Here is a 19,363-nt window from a genome sequence, read left to right on the forward strand (position 1 = left end):
ATAAAGAAGAAATCATGATTGAAATCGAAGCAACAATCACACTAGGTAGAGCTTTTTTGAAGCTACGATATTTTGCACTTTGATTTAATATAAAAATACTTGGTATAATGGAAGAAATAGCAAAATACGGTATTAAAAATATTATACTTAATATATATATCATTCGTTATTGTAATTTAGTTTTTATTTTTAATAAAATTAATAAAGACGGAATAGTTATAATAGTAGTAAATAAAAAGAAATTTTGCCAACCGAAATTTACTACCATATAGCCTGAAATTATAGGAAAAATTGAGCGCGAAATCCCCATCATCGATGAAAGAAAAGAATATTGAGTAGCTCGAAATTTACCTTGACAGAGTGCAGAAATAAAAGCGATATAAGCAGTCATTGTCATACCGCCGGTAATACTTGCTATTCCTATCGTAATAAATAATAATAAAGAATTTTTACCGTTTATTTCAAGAAAAATAAACAAAATATGTCCTAAAGCATGAATAATACCAAATAAAAATATACTATTTAATATATTTTTATGTTTCATAATAACCCCGCCGACAAGTCCACCGATTATAGCTCCTACAACTCCACAAAACTTTCCAACGCTTGCTATTTCAAAAGCATCATACTCAAGATGAAGCAAAAACGGATTAATCATAACATTAATTAAGTTATCCGGTAACCTATATAATACTAGGAAAATTAATATAAGAATAATGAAATAAACAGAACCTATAGGTTTTAACGCATTATATATAAAATTTATTATGTTTTTTTTATTTTGATTATTTTTATCATTCTTGATTATCTGTATATGTATGTTCTCGTTTAAATAACAATACTTAATTCCTACAATCAATAAAATTAAATAAATAAATACTAAACCGGCAAAGATTTTATATATTTCATTAAATGTTAAATAAATAGATAAATAAATAGCTCCAGAACCGGCTAAAAGCATACCGACCCGATAACCGAATATATATATTCCTGAAGTAAACCCAAGCGATTCTTTAGGTACTATTTCCGTTCTTAAAGCACTTAATATAGTATCTTGTGCAGCACTAAAAAAAGAAATAATTAAAGCCGTGAAAGCAAATAATACTAGATTAGTACTAGGATCTAGAAAGCTGAAAATATATATAAGAAATATCAATGCACTACTAGTTAAGCAAATCCAAGATAATCTATGACCGAATATTTTGTTTAAATATTTAATTTGCACTGCATCAAAAATCGGTGCTAACAAGAAATTAATAGAGTAGGGAAGCGTTATGAATGATAATATACCGATTGTTTGTAGTGCTATATCTTCTGTAGCAAGCCAATAATTTAAAGTATTACCGGTAATCATTAGATTAAAACCGCTAATAAGCCCAAACAACCAAATAATACATAAACGAGAGTTATTTAACATGAATTTATATACTTCGAGTAAATTAAGAATTGATAGACGAAGATCAACTTCAAAAAGAGCAAGGAGTCTATAAGGCGAGGAGCGGAGCGTATACTTAATATGTGAGCACCGCAGAGCTTATGAGACAACATAGCCAATTTTTGAAGTTGATCGAGTATATATGCCTTTAGCTCTAAGTTCCTATAGACTTAATATGCAAAAATGTGAGTCTTCTGTTTATTTGCGGCATGTAATGTAATAATGTTATTTTAATTGCTCAATATCTTTCTTATCTAATTTTGTTATTTTCATAATAGTTTCTAAAGAAAGCCCTTCTTTTTTCATTTCTTTAGCCATAGTAATTTTCTCTTTTTTCTACCTTCTTCAATACCTTCTTGTTTCCAGCTATGAGCTAAGCTATTCATAAGGTTTTCTCCTAATGCAGGGTTTAAATGCGATTTAAGCATTTTTTCTATTTCTATTTTATCATTTTCCCTAATCTGATTCAAGGTGTATAATAAATCTCATTTGTGGATATGTTAAAAAAACTGCAAGATTCCAGACCAAGCTTTTTCTTTTAATTTTTCATCAGAAATATTTTGAACATTAATTAACTGATAATCATTAATCCATATGTATTTTTTCAAGTTCACTGTTTTCAAATAACTCTCATAGATTAGTCATAAAGTGACAAAAAAATGTAAGAGAAATATAGCGCATTCTTATAAAAATAGCGGGGTAGTATTTTTAAACTTAAAAAATATTCAAGAAAAGCAAGATAAAAATATGCTTTTAGAAACTTTACAAAATTCAAAATGTGATTTTTCTTTTCCTAACCAAGATTTATTAAATCTTATCGATGCGATGGAACTGTTTTACATATTTTGAGACTCAAAGCCCTTATTTTTCTTATTTCATTTTACACTATGCAGGACCTAAGCCATGGATTACCGATAAGCAGGAATTATGGAAGACAAATCAGGACAAATTAGATAAGATCACAAAATATTATTGGCGATATAAAGAAATAACACCTTGGAGTAGTATAAATTAATTATTTTAATTGACTTTAGCACTTAAGAGATTTAAAAGTTAACTTTAATATGTAAGGTTACAATAAAAATGTTACCGCCTAAAATTTTCTTTGAAAAAGTTAAAGAAATAATGTGGCCTATAGAAAGGAAAGAATTAAAGCTATTTATACCTATGGCTTTAATGATGTTATGTATCCTTTTTAATTTTGGGGCTTTAAGATCTATCAAAGATAGTTTAGTAGTACCCTCTATGGGGGCTGAAATTATTAGCTTCTTAAAATTATGGTTAGTATTACCCTCGTGCGTAATTTTTACCGTACTTTATGTTAAACTTAGTAATAACTTAAATTTTGAATATCTTTTCTACATTATAGTCGGCAGTTTTTTACTATTTTTCTTATTATTTGCCTATATTATTTATCCAAATCAAGATATTTATCATCCTAATGATGAAATGATAAATAAATTAATTGCTTCATATCCTAATTTTAAATGGTTTATTAAAATAGGTAGTCAATGGAGTTATGCACTGATGTATATTTTCGCGGAATTATGGAGTGCAGTAATCATAAACTTAATGTTTTGGCAGTTTGCCAATCACATTTTTGATACTTCTAAAGCTAAAAGATTCTATCCCGTTCTTGGAATGGTGGGTAATATCGGTCTTATAATAGCAGGCAACGTACTTGTCTTTTTCTCAAGCGGGCAGGACGTCATTGATTCAGAATTATTACCAGATTCTTTTAATTCATCTGCCGGAAATGCTATAATGCTTCAGCCAATCATGTCAATTATTGTTACTGCAGGAATAATTGCTATGCTTCTATTTAGAATAATAAATAGATTTATTTTAACAGATTCCATAAATGTTTTAGATGCAAAAAAAGTTACAGCTAAAATGCAAACAAAACTTTCGGTAATTGAAAGTATCAAATTAGTAATTCACTCAAAATATATAGGTCGTATTGCCTTATTAATAATCTGTTATGGATTATTAATAAATATAGTTGAAGGACCTTGGAAAGCAAAAATAAAAGAATTACATCCAAACACTATAGACTATGTTAACTTTATGGGCAGGTTTAATATTTGGATGGGGATATCATGCGTTACTTTCATGATAATAGGCAGTAATATTCTTAGAAGACTCGGTTGGCTCATTTCTGCATTATTAACTCCTATTATGTTGTCTATTACCGGCTTGATGTTTTTTATCTTTATAATTTTTATTGAAGAAATAGGAGAATGTTTCGGTGATTTTAATCTTCTATATGCAGCGATTATTGTTGGAGCAATTCAGAACATACTGAGTAAATCGTCCAAATATTCATTATTTGATTCAACAAAAGAAATGGCGTATATTCCTTTATCTTTAGAGCTTAGAACTAAGGGAAAAGCTGCCGTAGAGGTAATAGGTACTAAATTCGGTAAATCGCTTGGAGCATTTATACAGTCTTTGATATTTATTATTATTCCGACTGCTACCTTTGATTCTATTATAATATATTTATTAGTAACTTTTATAATTATGATGAGTTTATGGATTTGGAACGTTATAAAATTGAATAAGGAATATGTAGAGCGGTGTAAGTAAACGTCATTGCAAGCGGGCATTGTTGCGTGGATACCACCCAGTCATTGCGCGCAGTCGTAGACTGCGTGGCAATCTCATGAAATAATAACAAACTCCTGAGATTGTTTCGTCAAAATTTTCAATTTTTCCTTGCAATGACGAAAAAACTTATCCATACAACAAAAGAAAATCACACTATAATACCGATTTAAAGATGAAAATTCTTAAAATAATATTATTTATAACTATCTTTATTATACTCGCATATAGTGGGTTGTGGTTTACTCTTATGTTCTCTTTATCACACTCTATAAATCAAAAATATGCCGGTACCAACCTTAATATAGAAGAGGCTGATAATAATCCTAATCAGCAATATCTTATTAAGTTTTCTAAAGTTCAGCCATATGGTTTTCCTTTCAAATTAGGTATTTCAGTAATTAATTGGCAAGAAGAGAGTATTAATAGAGTAACTGAATTTACCACACCGATAAATATCGGTTATGATTTACTTAAGCAGAAATTATTTATACATTTTTCCGGAGAAGCATTCGGAAAATTTAAGCCGGTTCAAAGAGGCTTTGGAGTAAGATTTTATAATGAGCACTGTATATTATCAACAAAAATACCGTTAAATTTTAAATTATTTGAAATAGTACGATTTAAAAAAGATTTATTTGAAGTTATAAATTTAATAGAAAATATTAAATTTACTTCCGGTAAAACAGAAATTTTTGACTTAGTCGATAATCAAAAATTATATGAAGAAGATCATACTATACTTACTATGTTATTTGACAAAAGTAAGTATTATACAAGTAAACAGGATTTCCTTGATAACATACCGCAAAAATTAGCAATTTATTATGAAACCGAAATAGTACAAAGTAACCTTGAAGATAGAATAATACCTGCCGGCTTATTATTATATAGACCCGCTTGGAATAATAATTTCAAATTTTCCGGTAATTTCTTGATTAGTACTAGTAGTGTGCATTTTAAAGATATTGCTAAAGATTTAACAATTGAAGTTACTAATGCAAAAATCAATAGTAATAACTTTGAAAATAATATTAATTTATTATATAAAGGTAAGTTAAACGATTTCGGCAATAATAATATTGATCTTTTGGTAGATTCGCAATTTAAGCTAAAACCTGGTTTTATAATAGGTTCATTAGAATTTATAAAGAAATATTACGATAAGCAAACCTATTTATTTAAACTTTCTGATAATAAGCTATATAAAGATTTTAATAATGAACTAAGCTATATTTTAAATAATAATAAACAATATAATTTTAGTATTTTTGAAGATAGGGAATATAATTTTAATTTAAATATTAATTTAGTAACTGAATTAAACAAATTAACTAGAGCACAGATAAATGCTTTAAGTCTCTATTCAAACGCATCGGGATTTAATATAACAAATGAAACTATAGTAAATGCTCTTAAAGATTCTTACAGTAAAGGTACGATAGTAATTAATGATTACTCTAGAATAATAGATGTTTTAAGTGCATATATATACGGAGTAGGGGATTTTAAAGATTTTTCGGAAGAGAGTAAGGAAGTATACGGGAATGCTTTGAAATCATTTTTAAAAACTATTTCTGATCACCCGAATTCATCTAATTTAATTGATGCTAGCATTGAGTATGTGTTTGATTTGTCCGATTTAAACAAAGCTAAAATAGGTAATATAGACGATATAAATAAACTTATACCTTTATATTATTTATCTTTATATCAAGCAGCAGTAAAAAAAGTGCAACCCGGTGAAAATGTAAAAGAAAAAATTATGGAGTTAATTCCTAATGTTAATCAAAAAATATTAGAGGAATGTATACTCGATGAACTTCGTTAATCATCATTGCAAGCAACTGAAAGGAACGTGGCAATCTCAGGATTTTGGCACGAGATTGCTGCGTCAAAATTTTCAATTTTTTCTTGCAATGACAGAACAATTTATAAAAATACCAACCATGAATATTATAGTAAAAATACAGCAAGATTTAAAAGATGAAGTAACTAAGTTAAACAATTTAATCATTAGCTGTTTAAAAAGTGATGAAGAGTTAATAGAAAAGGTCGGTAAATATTTACTAGAAGCAGGAGGTAAAAGAATTCGTCCGCTTTTAACTATAATAACTGCTAAAATGTTTGATTATAAAGGCGATAATCATATAAAGCTCGCAAGTGCTGTTGAATTCATTCACACCGCCACATTGCTTCATGATGATGTGGTAGACGACAGCACTTTAAGAAGATTCAAACCTACGGCTAACGTTATTTGGGGCAGTAAAACAAGTATTTTAGTGGGTGATTTTCTCTTTAGTCAGTCTTTTAAGTTAATGGTAGCTTCCGGCTCTATTAAAGCTATGCATGTTCTAGCTAAAGCTTCAGCAATTATTTCCGAAGGGGAGGTAGTACAGCTAGTGAAGTTAAATGAACGACGTATTATAACTATAGGCGAATATCAGCAAATAGTTAAATCTAAAACCGCCGAACTATTTGGAACTGCTTGTGCAGTTGGAGCTATTATAGCAGAGCAGGTAGACCATATTTCTAAAGATATGCAGGACTTTGGGAAATTACTCGGTACGATATTTCAGGTTATAGATGACTTGCTTGATTATTTGGGTAATGATAAACAGGTAGGCAAAAATATTGGCGATGATTTCTTAGAAGGCAAAGTTACGTTACCGCTGATTTTTTTATATAATAAGTTAGAGCAAGATAAGCAGCGTTGGCTTGAAAATATAATTAAATGTGATAAGCGTACTAAAGATGACTTTGTAAAAATACATGACTTAATGGTAAAGCATGAAATTTACAATGAAACAGTTAATTATTTGAGTAACTTAGAAAATGCAGCAAGTAAGTTATTAAATAAAATTCCGGTTCAGAATATTTATAAAGACTATTTGTTTTCGATTATTAAATTTATTTTGGATCGCTCTTATTAGTTATTTGCATTCGTAGCTCAGCTGGATAGAGCGTTGCCCTCCGAAGGCAAAGGTCGTTGGTTCAAATCCAATCGAATGCACCATCACTAAATTATCATTTATTTTCCATAATATAGATTATAGAACAATTACTTATAATGAAAAATGAAAATTGACGAATGGCTGGGGCGGGAGGATTCGAACCTCCGGATGACGATACCAAAAACCGTTGCCTTACCACTTGGCGACGTCCCAATGTAGAAAATTAGAAATGTATAGACATTATACCAATAAATAGCGGAAACGTCAATATAAATTTATTTCATTATTAAGCCAATTTCTCGCTTGCGTGGATAATAAATCATAAATTTTAGCTCTAATTTTGTTATAATATTCCTTGATATAGTTTATTTCATCAATATTAAGTAGTTTCATATCAGTCAATTTACTAGCATAAGGCACTAGGCTTAAGGTCTCAAACTCAAGCCATCCATTATTTTCTTTTATATACATCAAATTCTCAATCCTAATACCATATTGTCCAGGAACATAAAAACCCGGTTCATTAGATAAGATCATACCTGCTTTAAGTATTGTTTTATTAAGAAGATTTATGCTTTGCGGTCCTTCGTGAACACTTAAGAAGCTTCCTACCCCATGCCCTGTACCGTGTGGATAATCTAGCATTTCTTGCCATAAATATTGCCGAGCGAGTATATCAAGATTAGCTCCTGCGATGATATTTTTGGGGAATTTGGCTTTAGCTAAAGCAATATGTCCTTTAAGTACTTGCGTATAACGCTTTTTCTGCTCATCTGTCGGTGTACCTATTACTATTGTTCTAGTTATATCGGTAGTAGCACCTTGATACTGACCGCCGGAATCTATCAGTAATATCCCCTGCCCTTCAATTTTTTTAGCAGTTTTTTGGTCAGCTCTATAATGAATAATAGCACTATTTTCCTGAAATCCGCAAATAGGAGGAAAACTATCCGAAACATATCCCTCTTGTTTAGCTCGTTGCTCTGTAAGCTTTAAACCGAGGGAATACTCAGTCAATTCGTTATTATGTTTTTCTGGATTCCCGTTTTCACGGGGATGACATTGAGAAAGATCAGCAAAAAATTCACATAAAGCTACTGCATCTTTAATATGCAAATCGATTGCATGCTTAATTTCTACATCATTCTTACAAGCTTTAAGCATTAAGCATGGATCGGTAATTTTTTGTACTTTTTTATCAGCTACTAAGTCCATTATATGAACAGATGCTATAGTATCATCAATAAAAATATTAGACATCTTCCCACACTTTGCTTCTAGAGGTAATTTAGACATCGATCCGATACTCGCATCCTCACTTACGCTTTTGTACGCTGCGGTGCTGCGTTTCGTATCTCCTTTAAGTTCCTCTCTATAAGCTGGTTTGGAAAGATGTTTATTCTCGCTATCTATTAAAATATTTTCAAATTCTTCTTCCGGTAAAATCGTTATTTCAGGACGAGCATTAATAATTTCGGCATCGATTCTTGTAGGATTTATAAACAAATATAATTGTGTAGAAGTGAGTATAACTTTTGCAAACATTAAAGGCGTATAAGCAACGTCACTGGCCCGCAAATTTAGTAACCAACATATGGAGGAGCTATCGAGCATGACTAAGGCAGATTGCTCGGTGTCATTCCCGCAAAAGCGGGAATCCAAAAAAATTTCACGACATTTACTTATTTTATCAGTATGACCAACGCCCGCCAACTTAATATCATGCAAATAAACTTTAGAGTTTGGCTCTAGCGGCTGATTTGGCCAAATCTTATCAACTAAATTTCCATTAATCTTCTGAAAATTGAACTTTAAATTTGATATAGTGGGATAAGTAAATAATTCAGAATCGTATCCTATTTTTGCATCTTTACCAAACTTAGATATATCTTTTAAGTCAAAAAGCTTAAAAAGCTCTAAATCCAACTCTTTATTTGCTTGCTCTAAATAACGTCCATCGGTAAAGAATAATGCTGTATCTTTATATATAATAGCTATACCGTTTGAACCAGTAAAACCTGTTATATATTCAAGTCTCTTTGCATAGCTTGGAACATATTCACTCATATATTTATCGTTAGACGGAATTATATAACCGTCTATATCATATTCTGTAAATAAATTTCTAAGCAGATTAATGCGGATTTTTGTCATGTTTATATCTCTTATGTCGTACTCTTGCCGCTTGGAGGCTGAGCCGTCATTGCAAGGAAATTACTTAAGTAATTGACGAAGTAATCCAGTTAAAAAATTCTGATTTACAGAATTTTTTTATTATTTGTTCTGGATTGCCACGCTCCTTGCAGTCGCTCGCAATGACAGCTCAGCATCCAGCTAGGCAACGCTCATAGACGGGAATGACATTTATACCATCCATAATACAAAGGAATACCAAATATAGTAAAAGAACTAGCTATAATCAGAGTTTTAACAGGTGTTTCATAGATAACCCATGCACAAAAGATAATCGATATTATAGCTATAAGTAAATAATAATAAGAAAAATTTTCTTTTGAGCTAAAAATCACCTTTAAAAAAGCTAAGCTACAAATTAAATAGACGAATAAGAATGTGATTGCCGAGAAATCTATTATTTGTGTAATCTGTTTGGCAAAATTATCATTTGCCGTAAAGACTAATAACGGCACAATGCCAAGGCAGCTTACAATAATTCCGTGAGTTGGAGCGTTATTGCTATTTTTCTTAGCAAAAAATTTCGGTAATAAACCGTCTTCTGCAAGCCCAAGAGCTATCTGTCCGCTAGTTAGCACCCAAGCATTGAGCGTACCTATACATATAATCGAGGCTATGACCGTAATTACGCTTGACCATTTACCTCCGAATAATAATGAAGCGGCATCGGCATAAGGAGCTTTAGCACTGATAAGTTCAGAAGCAGGGATTAATCCCATTATACCTATGCTATTAATAATATATAACACTGCTACGCAAAAAGTGCCAACTATTATGGCTCGTGGAATGGTTTTTGCCGGATCTTTTACCGCACCTGCCGTGGTAGTGGCGCATTCTATGCCGATAAATCCCCAAAAAGTAAGAAGTACAACTCTTCCCATAATGCTCGGAATGCTTAAATTCTCTACTTCCTCGGTAATAGTGATATTATCTATATTAAAATGTGATAAAGCACATAAACCTACTATAAGCAATGGAACAAATTTTAAGAGAGTTAAATAAAACTCTGCTTTTCCTGCTACTTCAGGACCTTTTAAATTTAAAACCATAATAGCACCTAATAATATGATCTGTAATATTAAGTCTAAAATCGCTTGTGATTTAAAAAAAGGCGTTAGATAACCTATTGCCGAAATGACTACTATACTTGTACTGACAAAGGATATAACCCAGTAAGTCCAACCGGTGAAGAAAGCTATTTTAGCCCCGAAATTTTCCCGTACATAAACGTGTGGACCTCCTGTTTTAGGAAATTTTGCACAAAGGGTAGAAAATACAAGTGCTATACTCATAGCACCAAATAATGAAAGTACCCAGCCCCAAATGCTATATATACCGAACGGTGCTAAACTTAACGGCAATATAAAAACGCTAGTACCGATTTGACTGCCGGTTACTAAGGCAAAAACCGCCCAGAAACCTAATTTTTGTGACATATTAATCTAATTTAAAGAAACAGCTTTAACATAGCTGAAATAATGATTTTTAGCAATAGTTAAAACTACTATAATTATTTTACTCTTGATTTCTAAACAAAAGATTGATAGCTTTTTTAGCTATCAAAAATAATCTTAGGAGTTAATATGCCAAATCGCACCGCTAAAGTTTATACAGTGAAATCAGGAGATGCTTTATCAAAAATTTCACAAAATTATGATACTCCTGTTCAGGATTTAGTTAAATATACTAATATACGCGATCCTAATCATATCGCAGTAGGCTGGGGGATTTCATTTTCCGGTGATTTGCATGATGTTTCTTAAAATAAAGCTATTGGTGTAATAGTCAACTGCAATTGACTTTTTATGGATGTGCTGTAATTGCTAGAATAGTGTTATCTTTGTTTGGTCCATAATACCAAAAAATTCTATAAGCAGCAGGAGTAGTATTTTCAGCTTTTTATATTTATGGGTATTTAAACTAGGATGACGAGGGTTTGCATGTAGATATGCCAGTGTTTTTTTACTGCTTTTAAACGTTTTTCTAATCCTTTATTATTTTCGAGTTCTTCCAAATCTTTACTAGCTTGAATAGTAAAAAGAATTTTCAAAGTCCTCATCTAAATATTTACTGAAATCTTCTATAAATTTAACTTGCCCTTTAGCAGTATCTTTAATACCGTTATTTAATTGCGTTAAAACCTTTTTGTAATTAAATAGCCCACTTTCTTTTAAAGGTATTTCTGTATAGGGTTCTAAAATAATTTGTCCTTTTTTACTATTGCTTCTAGAATAGACTTTTTATCATTTTCGATATCAGCATCTCTCATAAGTCTAATTTCAGCCCTTCTTTCCTTATTCTTCTGTATTAAGCGGAGAAAAGAAATCAATTCTTTCCTCTAGTGCTTTTCGTAAGCTTTCAATATTAGGTGGAGGATAAGAGAATATTTTATTATAAACCCAGTTAAACATACTTTAAAACCTTTATTGATTCTAAAGTGTTACACGCTAAAAGATTTGCCGCAGCCGCAATTAGCTTTTTCGTTAGGATTGGTGAAAGTGAATTGGGATTTGAATTTAGTCTCTACATAGTCCATTTCAGAACCTAGAATATACATTAATGCCTTTGGGTCGATTAGTATCCGTACGCCCTTTTCTTCAACTACTTCATCGAATTGATTTTTACTATCGGCATATTCCACGTAATAAGTCTGACCGGCACAACCACCTGACTTAACCCCTACCCTAATACCAAAGGTAGGCTTGGCGCGTTTTTCTATTAGCAATTTTACTTGCTTTGAAGCAGAATCGGTTAATGAAATAACATTTTTCATATTTTAAGAGTCTTTTTTGCTTTCTTTTTTCTGTTTGTAATCGGCTATAGCTGCTTTTATTGCATCTTCAGCAAGTAGTGAGCAATGTAATTTGACCGGTGGAAGTGACAATTCTTTTGCTATTTCGGTATTTTTAATAGTCTCGGCATCTTCTACCGCTCTTCCTTTAACCCACTCCGTTACTAAAGAACTTGAAGCAATAGCTGAACCGCAGCCGAATGTTTTAAATTTAGCATCTGTAATAATCCCGTCATCATCAACTGCGATTTGTAACTTCATAACGTCACCGCAAGCAGGAGCTCCAACTAGCCCTGTACCAACATTTTTATTTTCTTTATCAAGTGATCCAACATTACGAGGATTTTCATAATGATCTATCACTTTTTTGCTATAAGCCATTGTTATTCTCTAAAATTTGGTTTTGTATGTTATACTTGCGTGAATACCTGAGCCGTTATTGCGAGGAAAAACTGCAAGTTTTGACGAAGCAATCTCAGGATATTTGACAAGATTGCCACGCAGCCTACGGCTGCTCGCAATGCCGATATTCTCAATGTACAGCCCATTTAATCTTTTTCAAATCAATTCCCTCTTGCATCATTTCCCAAAGAGGGCTTAATTCCCTTAGTTTATCGATTTTTGAGCATATTAAATTTACTGCGTAGTCAACTTCCTGCTCGGTAGTAAATCTACCTATGCCGAACCTAATTGCAGTATGGGCAAGCTCTTCACCGATTCCCATAGAACGTAAAACATATGACGGCTCTAAAGAGGCAGAAGTACAAGCAGAACCGGAGGAAACCGCTAAATCTTTAATGGCAAGGATCATTGATTCTCCTTCAACTCCGGCAAAGCTTAAATTTAAATTACCTTTATATCTTTGATTTTTATCGCCGTTTAAATAAACTTCTGAAATTCGCTTATGTATATTATTTAAAAACCTGTCGAATAAGTAATTTACGTGCTTAGTATCTTTGTCCATCTCACTATACGCTATTTCAGCAGCCATGCCAAGCCCTACGATTAAAGGAGTCGGTAGCGTACCTGAACGCATACCTCTCTCCTGCCCGCCACCGTTTATGAGCGGTGTAACACGCACACGAGGTTTTTTTCTTACATATAATGCACCTATTCCTTTCGGACCGTAAATTTTATGCCCTGAGATACTGGCAAGATCAATATTAAATGCGTTAACATCAATTGGAATTTTACCAAAACCTTGAGCAATATCGGAATGAAAAAAAACGCCCTTTTCACGGCAAATTTTCCCAATTTCCTTTAAAGGCTGAACAACACCTATTTCATTATTAACCACCATAACTGAAACTAACATAGTCTGATCGGTAATGGCATTTTTTAGAGTTTCTAAATCGATTATTCCATTTGGCTTAATCGGTAAGTATGTGATTTTTATACCTTCTTGCTCTAAATGCCTGCAAGCATCAAGTACGCATTTATGTTCACTGACTACGGTAATAATATGATTCTTTTTATTGCTGTAAAATTTTGCTATTCCCTTTATTGCAAGATTGTTAGACTCAGTTGCACCGGAAGTGAAAATAATTTCTTTAGTATCCGCTCCTATTAACTTTGCTACCATACTCCTTGCCTCTTCAACAGCGTTTTCTGCCTCCCAACCGAAAGAATGGCTGCGTGAATGAGGATTACCGAACTTGGTAGTAAAATAAGGCAACATTGCTTCCATTACTCTTGGATCTATTGGAGTCGTCGCCTGATAATCCATATATATCGGTAAGGTTAAATTGTTTAATTGTGGGTTCATATGGTTAAATTAATGCATGTTTTGGTATAGTTTAAACAGTCATCGATGTCATTCCCGCTTCCGCAGGAATGACATAAACGGAGCCGTGCAACAACGCTTTAGCTAGGAATGATATCATAAATCTCCTCAAAAGCCTCTATAAAAGTCTCTATATCACTTACCGTATTAGTATGGCTTAAAGATATCCTAATCGAAGATTTTGCTTCTTCTTCCCCTACACCCATATTGGTTAATACATGCGATTTAGATATTTTTCCCGATGAACAAGCAGAACCGGAACTTACACAAATATTATGTAAATCAAACCCGATTAATTTCGCTTGTGCATCCGTATTTGGTATAGTAATTAAGGTAGTATTAGGCAACCTAGCTACGTTATTACTCACAATATTTACATTAGGATATCTTTTTAATTTTTTCTCTAAATTTTCTTGTAACTTTTTGATTTTTATATAATTTTCTGAGATATTGTCTGTCCTCAATGCAGAAGCTAAACCAAATCCTGCAATTGCTAAAACATTTTCAGTGCCTGAGCGTACTGATTTTTCCTGCCCTCCTCCTATAATCATTGGAGTAACTTGAAAATTAGAGCTAGAAATTAAAGCAGCACCACCCTGTCCCCCTCCTATTTTATGCCCTGAAATTGTAGCAAAATCTAATCCTAATTCTTTGATATTTATTGGTATTCTGCCAAAACCTTGCACTAAATCGCTATGAAATTTTGCCTCATATTTTTTAGTTATTTTACCTATCTCAGCTATATCTTGTAAAACTCCGCTTTCATTATTAGCCATTATTATGGAAACTAGTTTTTTACTAGTATTACTTTGAGCTAACAACTCTTCTAAATGTTCTAAATCAACTAGCCCTTGCGTATTAACACTTATAACTTTAATATTTGGAGCGTAGTTTATATGGTTATAGATCGATAAATGTTCAATAGCTGAAATAAAAATATCGCCGTCATAAAAATTTTTCATTATTAAATTATTACCTTCAGTCCCTGATGAAGTAAAAGTAATATCATATTCTCTAGATGATAAGGTTATACCAAGAGCCGTCGCTATTTGTGCGCGTACCGTTTCTATGAGATTCTTAGCAAATCTACCTGAGCTATGTGCTGATGAAGGGTTAAGCTCCTTGTCCATTAAACTTATTATGAATTCCTTAACTCTAGGGTCGATAAAAGTAGTAGCATTATGGTCTAAATATATCATATATTTAAATTTGAGTTTAAAGCATCTTTAATTGAGATATTTTCAAAATAATCTCTAATATGCTTACCAAGACCTTGCCATAATTTATGCGAATTACATTTTCTTGTATCATGCACGCAAGTTTTAACTGACTTCTTATAGCAGGTAGTCATTATAAAATTTTCGTTAACGGCATCCATAATATCGGAAATTTTTATTTCTTCTAGGTTACCGATTAAAATATACCCACCTTTCGATCCTCTAATAGCCTTAACTAGATCAGCTTTTTTAAGTTTAGAAAATATCTGCTCTAAATAGTTAAGCGATATATTTTGTTTTACGGACATTTCATTCAAAGTGACCGGTTCGGCACTTGATTTTGAAGCCATTTCAAGTATTGCCATTACGGCATATCTTCCTTTCGTCGTCAGCATCATATAACCAACCTATTCAAACTGAAAATTGTTTTATATCTACAATACCCAAGTAATTTAGTCAAGTATATAATTATATTATTTAATAAAAAATTAGCTTGTTAATATAAACTAAAATTTAATTGTGTAAAAACTAGTAGCAGTAGAAAAGAAGGAGAGAATATTATAAATAAGTGTTAATCCAACATTGCCCTAGGGACGTTGTTGCATGGTGCAAAAAACACCTTCGATATCATTCCTAGCTAGAAGCGGGAATCCAAAATTGCTTTGTCATCATCCCGCAAGCTTGTAGCGGGACCCAATTAAATATTAATTAGTACTTTAAATTATTTTTATGGTCCCAGTGGTCAAGCGAACTAGGTGACATAATGGGTTTTACCAATCCACGCAACAATGCTGGAGTATGACATTTAGCTGGATGCCTGCTTTCGCAGGAATGACATTTAATTATAAATAGTTAATTTATTATCCACGCCCTTTGTTTGTTGTTCTATTTCTAGCTTTAGGTTTTGAAGAAGCAGCAATATTTTTTAAATTAGTTTGATAATTTTTAATTTTCTCTATTCTTTCCTCTCTTAGTTTTTCATAATGAGTTTTAGCATTTGTTCTGAAACCTACTTTGGTTTCCATATTTTTTACAAAATCAGTAACAAGTATTCGTAGATGCCCTTGAATATCGATTTGACAATTTTTATCTAAAGCACCGGGCATAGTTTCTTGTATTTTTTTACAGCACAGTACATATCTAAAGCTTCAGGTTGATAATGACCGCTATTATTACAAAGGTAATCAATTTTTCTCCTATCATTTATACCTATAACTCCTGCTGCTTCCGCAGGCTTTCCACTTAAAAATGAACCGTGAACAAGATTTTTAGTATTTGGCAAATATTGATTTTTATGAGTACCCATATAAATTGTTCCATCCTCTCCCATTACAAATGCTTGAACATTATTCATGCTTTTACTTTCTTTACCGATAGTAGAAGCTACTGTACCGTTAGTATCAAGTAATCTTTGAGAGGAGGTATCATAGAATAATTGGTGATTTTTTTCTGGTCCCATACGTAATATTTTAAATTCATGCCCATCCCATATTTGTTTACCTTGAGCTATTTCTTGAAGATGATGTTCTGCAAGTTTTAGATTTGGATGAACTACTTTAACTCTTACAGAATCTACTATTGTATCGTTTAATTTTCCTAACTCATGTTCCGGTATTAAAGCATGCTTAAATTTCTTTATTAATCTATTCCAATTATCTCTAGCTCTAGTTTTGAGATCTCTAAAAGGTGTATCAATATTTCTTCCGACATCTCCAACTAGATAAACTGTATTATCTTTTTGGACTCAGTTATCTTTGTATAAAGGCTCTCCTTCGTGATTTATAAGTGGACCTTTTCTTGCAATAGCAGCTAATTGACCATCCTTATAAAGAATAATTTTTTCATTACTTAGTCCAAACTTTGAATTAATTTGTATTTTACCCTGATGCTTGAAATTACCAATACCGATACCGTCAATATCTGCAATTTGAATATCTCTATTTTTATCAGCAAATTTTCTAATTTCTTCAGAATTATTACCGTTATTCTTTAATATTCCTTGTATATCGCCGATAGTATAAGTAAATTCTTCTTTGATTGTTTTTGTGTCCTTATATAAGACCTACTGAAAATTTGTTGAAAGAAATTTAGATTGCTCTTTACTTCAACATTTTTTACTCCAATAGCTTCTCGTTCATGAATTACCAATTGATCCGGCTTTAAGTAGCCGCCTTTATCATAAATATTAATTACTCTTCCTCTTATAAGGTCTACTTCTGGTGCTTCTTTATCTTGTGAAAATTCCTTAACTTGCGGCTCTTCTGCAAACCTTACTTTCTTTTTTTCTTACCCATTTAAATTACCTAAATTTATAAAAAATAACTTTAGGTTTCATTTTAACAATAAAAACTTTTATTTCTTTAATAATAGGCTGTTTTTTTAGTAAATTGAGGATTTAAAATCACATATTATATGATAACTGATTTTTCTTACATATAGTGTGATAGGTTCTTGTTAATTTGCCAAATAGCGACAAATACTAAACAAGTTGTAAACATTTGTAGTAGCTGTAATAATATGCTTAATTCCGGTATTAATATAATAATAACCGGTTGTAATATTATCGGGACTCCACTTGAAAACATTACTAACCTTATAGAAGTTTGTATTGAAGTTTTAGTAGTAAGTAAATTAGTTAAGCTATATACTAACAAAACTATAATACTTCTCTCTAATAAGAATGTTACAAACCAAAATAATATAATAGCCGGCATACCAAAATAAATAAATAAATTTGGTGCATATAATAAATGATCGGCAAAATATTTTTTTATTATTTCAGGAGTTAAAATTACTTCATTTTGCTTGAATATCTCAGAATAGTTAACAGTACTTGGGAAATTTTTCTTAGTATTGGCTACAATTAAATTTATCTTCAGCTTATTCTCTTCAAGTACAAACGGTATTTTGCTTTTTTCTTTGTTAGAAACTTGATTTTTTGTATCAATGACGACTATTTTTTTGTTATTCTTGCTATATAAATATATAGGCTCTACTTCTTCAACTGAAATGTTTGAATTATTATATTTAATTTTCGGTAATTGATTGATAATATATTCAATGTTGGCTGTAACTTTTGATGATTGTATTCCGTTAAAATAATCTTTTAAAGTTATTATGTAATTTAATATAAAAATACAATAAATTATTGATGGAATAAAAGATAAGGTAAATACATATCTTATTCCGTACCCTTGATATTTTTTATATACATCTTTATAAAACTCTATAGAGCGAATTGATAAATGTAATTGACGGAGTAATATGTTTAATCCTCCTAATATAAATGATAATAAATACATGTATAAGTAATTTATTTAAGTTTTTCAGCCTCTTCCTTCTTTAATCCGGTTGAGGTAGCTATTAAATCAGTTTTTACACCAGCTGTGATTAAATTTTTGGCTATATTAATTGTGATTTAAGTATTTTTTCTATTTCTATTATATCATTTTGACCGAGTTTGGTCAAAATGTAGAATAAAATTAACTCTATATAATCAATCCCTATATTAACCTCAGCAAATATAGGTAAAAGGTCTGCTATTTCTTACCATCTCTTTAACAAATCTTGTGTATGAATGTGCTTCATAAAAAATTATAAAATTCCGGACCAAGTATTTTCTGTCAATTTTTCATCAGGAATTTCATGAACAGTAATTAGCTGATAATCATTAATCCAAGTAGCTTTTACTAATTCACTATTTTCAAATCATTCCTATAAATTTAAAGAAGCAGTATATTTTTGTATGCCATTATAAAAACACTAAAGTATATATGAAAGGAAATTTTGTGTTTTTTAGTACTTTCTATGATATTCAGCAATATTTAACATATACCTAAATAACCGAAAAGCCATATAATAGTTTGTGACAACGAGGTTGTATCAAAGAGTTGTTTCCGCTAGGCAACCATCTATGTCACTAGATGAACCTAAGAGTATGACTAAAGAGACTCAAAATGAAATATTTACCGATTGTAAGACATGTGAAAGTTAAAATGGATACTACAATATATGATCCGGCATATAAGAAATATTTTGAAAAGCGTGAGCCGACTCAAAAGAAACTCATCACATGTGCATTAAGGTTTGAGCTGTGTGCGGGAAAACCAGCATACACGATTCTTAGGAGAGTGGCAATTGCTGCTTATCTGATTTTACATTTATTCTGTGTCAGAAGAGATTAACATTAGACAATATTACTATTTTCACCCTTTTCATCCTGCACGTAAAAATCGTTTTTTTCATTCAATATATCATCACGGTTTGTATATAAAGATTCAATAAATAAAATAGAGTCCTTTAAAGCTAGTTGCACAGCTCTATATTATCCTGATCATGTCTTTTTATAGCTTTAGAAAGCCCAAGTTCTTTAACTACATTACC

Annotated in this window: 15 protein-coding genes, 2 tRNA genes and 4 pseudogenes; 6 read left to right on the forward strand and 15 right to left on the reverse strand. The window is 31.4% G+C overall.

Annotated features, from left to right (window positions below):
• Window positions 1-166: 166 nt before the first annotated feature.
• Both TENJIKU01_RS03205 and TENJIKU01_RS07435 read right to left on the reverse strand, forming a co-directional pair.
• Window positions 167-1,417 carry an AmpG family muropeptide MFS transporter gene (locus TENJIKU01_RS03205; protein ID WP_064429174.1) on the reverse strand — a complete coding sequence of 417 codons (1,251 nt, stop codon included), beginning with the start codon at window positions 1,415-1,417 and terminating at the stop codon, window positions 167-169.
• A 243-nt stretch (window positions 1,418-1,660) separates the two neighbouring features.
• A pseudogene (locus TENJIKU01_RS07435) lies at window positions 1,661-1,905 on the reverse strand (transposase).
• Between the two features lie 172 nt (window positions 1,906-2,077).
• Here TENJIKU01_RS07435 and TENJIKU01_RS10645 point away from each other — a divergent pair.
• The 5 genes and pseudogenes from TENJIKU01_RS10645 to TENJIKU01_RS03230 all read left to right on the forward strand — a co-directional run.
• Window positions 2,078-2,450 (forward strand): annotated as a pseudogene (locus TENJIKU01_RS10645) (glycosyltransferase family 8 protein); the annotation flags it as partial.
• 68 nt (window positions 2,451-2,518) lie between these two features.
• Window positions 2,519-4,024, forward strand: a complete 1,506-nt coding sequence (tlc3, locus tag TENJIKU01_RS03215; RefSeq protein WP_064429176.1) for a nucleotide exchange transporter Tlc3 — start codon at window positions 2,519-2,521, stop codon at window positions 4,022-4,024.
• A gap of 193 nt (window positions 4,025-4,217) precedes the next feature.
• On the forward strand, window positions 4,218-5,873 hold the full coding sequence (locus TENJIKU01_RS03220; RefSeq protein ID WP_064429177.1) for a hypothetical protein: 1,656 nt from the start codon (window positions 4,218-4,220) through the stop codon (window positions 5,871-5,873).
• Between the two features lie 118 nt (window positions 5,874-5,991).
• Complete coding sequence (locus tag TENJIKU01_RS03225; RefSeq protein ID WP_064429196.1) at window positions 5,992-6,975, forward strand: polyprenyl synthetase family protein; 984 nt, start codon at window positions 5,992-5,994, stop codon at window positions 6,973-6,975.
• Window positions 6,976-6,981: 6 nt separating this feature from the next.
• Window positions 6,982-7,058: transfer RNA gene (locus TENJIKU01_RS03230), tRNA-Arg, on the forward strand.
• A 76-nt stretch (window positions 7,059-7,134) separates the two neighbouring features.
• Here TENJIKU01_RS03230 and TENJIKU01_RS03235 read toward each other — a convergent pair.
• From TENJIKU01_RS03235 to TENJIKU01_RS03245, 4 genes and pseudogenes are all read right to left on the reverse strand, one after another.
• Window positions 7,135-7,209: transfer RNA gene (locus TENJIKU01_RS03235), tRNA-Gln, on the reverse strand.
• Between the two features lie 51 nt (window positions 7,210-7,260).
• A complete protein-coding gene (locus TENJIKU01_RS03240) occupies window positions 7,261-9,150 on the reverse strand; it encodes an aminopeptidase P family protein (protein WP_064429178.1) in 1,890 nt (629 codons plus the stop codon).
• Window positions 9,151-9,213: 63 nt separating this feature from the next.
• Window positions 9,214-9,326: pseudogene (locus TENJIKU01_RS08400) on the reverse strand (lytic transglycosylase domain-containing protein); the annotation flags it as partial.
• A gap of 15 nt (window positions 9,327-9,341) precedes the next feature.
• The gene (locus TENJIKU01_RS03245) at window positions 9,342-10,625 is read right to left on the reverse strand and encodes an APC family permease (protein ID WP_064429179.1); all 1,284 of its coding nucleotides are present in this window, start codon (window positions 10,623-10,625) and stop codon (window positions 9,342-9,344) included.
• 147 nt (window positions 10,626-10,772) lie between these two features.
• On the opposite strand from TENJIKU01_RS03245, the gene TENJIKU01_RS03250 reads away from it, so the two are divergent.
• Entirely contained in the window at window positions 10,773-10,952 is a 180-nt protein-coding gene (locus tag TENJIKU01_RS03250; protein ID WP_014410773.1) for a LysM peptidoglycan-binding domain-containing protein, read from the forward strand.
• Between the two features lie 677 nt (window positions 10,953-11,629).
• Here the strand turns inward: TENJIKU01_RS03250 and TENJIKU01_RS03260 are convergent.
• The 9 genes and pseudogenes from TENJIKU01_RS03260 to TENJIKU01_RS10650 all read right to left on the reverse strand — a co-directional run.
• Window positions 11,630-11,962 (reverse strand): iron-sulfur cluster assembly accessory protein, encoded by a 333-nt coding sequence (locus TENJIKU01_RS03260; RefSeq protein WP_064429180.1) that lies wholly within the window; start codon window positions 11,960-11,962, stop codon window positions 11,630-11,632.
• A 3-nt stretch (window positions 11,963-11,965) separates the two neighbouring features.
• The gene (iscU, locus tag TENJIKU01_RS03265) at window positions 11,966-12,361 is read right to left on the reverse strand and encodes a Fe-S cluster assembly scaffold IscU (RefSeq protein ID WP_064429181.1); all 396 of its coding nucleotides are present in this window, start codon (window positions 12,359-12,361) and stop codon (window positions 11,966-11,968) included.
• A 151-nt stretch (window positions 12,362-12,512) separates the two neighbouring features.
• The gene (locus TENJIKU01_RS03270; RefSeq protein WP_064429182.1) at window positions 12,513-13,745 is read right to left on the reverse strand and encodes an IscS subfamily cysteine desulfurase; all 1,233 of its coding nucleotides are present in this window, start codon (window positions 13,743-13,745) and stop codon (window positions 12,513-12,515) included.
• A gap of 98 nt (window positions 13,746-13,843) precedes the next feature.
• A complete protein-coding gene (locus tag TENJIKU01_RS03275; RefSeq protein ID WP_064429183.1) occupies window positions 13,844-14,962 on the reverse strand; it encodes a cysteine desulfurase family protein in 1,119 nt (372 codons plus the stop codon).
• Window positions 14,959-15,378 carry a Fe-S cluster assembly transcription factor gene (locus TENJIKU01_RS03280; RefSeq protein WP_064429184.1) on the reverse strand — a complete coding sequence of 140 codons (420 nt, stop codon included), beginning with the start codon at window positions 15,376-15,378 and terminating at the stop codon, window positions 14,959-14,961. The genes TENJIKU01_RS03275 and TENJIKU01_RS03280 overlap by 4 nt, the downstream gene beginning before the upstream one ends.
• Window positions 15,379-15,840: 462 nt before the next feature.
• Window positions 15,841-16,086, reverse strand: coding sequence for a hypothetical protein (locus TENJIKU01_RS03285; protein WP_064429185.1), 246 nt, complete (start codon window positions 16,084-16,086; stop codon window positions 15,841-15,843).
• Complete coding sequence (locus TENJIKU01_RS03290; protein WP_172795033.1) at window positions 16,071-16,439, reverse strand: hypothetical protein; 369 nt, start codon at window positions 16,437-16,439, stop codon at window positions 16,071-16,073. Before TENJIKU01_RS03290 ends, TENJIKU01_RS03285 begins: the two co-directional genes overlap by 16 nt.
• A 970-nt stretch (window positions 16,440-17,409) precedes the next feature.
• Window positions 17,410-18,282, reverse strand: a complete 873-nt coding sequence (locus TENJIKU01_RS03300) for a DUF1189 family protein (protein ID WP_064429186.1) — start codon at window positions 18,280-18,282, stop codon at window positions 17,410-17,412.
• A gap of 884 nt (window positions 18,283-19,166) precedes the next feature.
• Window positions 19,167-19,363, reverse strand: a pseudogene (locus tag TENJIKU01_RS10650) (hypothetical protein); the annotation flags it as partial.

The sequence above is a fragment of the Rickettsia sp. Tenjiku01 genome, from assembly GCF_001653015.1.
GTDB classification, from domain to species: Bacteria; Pseudomonadota; Alphaproteobacteria; order Rickettsiales; family Rickettsiaceae; genus Rickettsia; species Rickettsia rickettsii.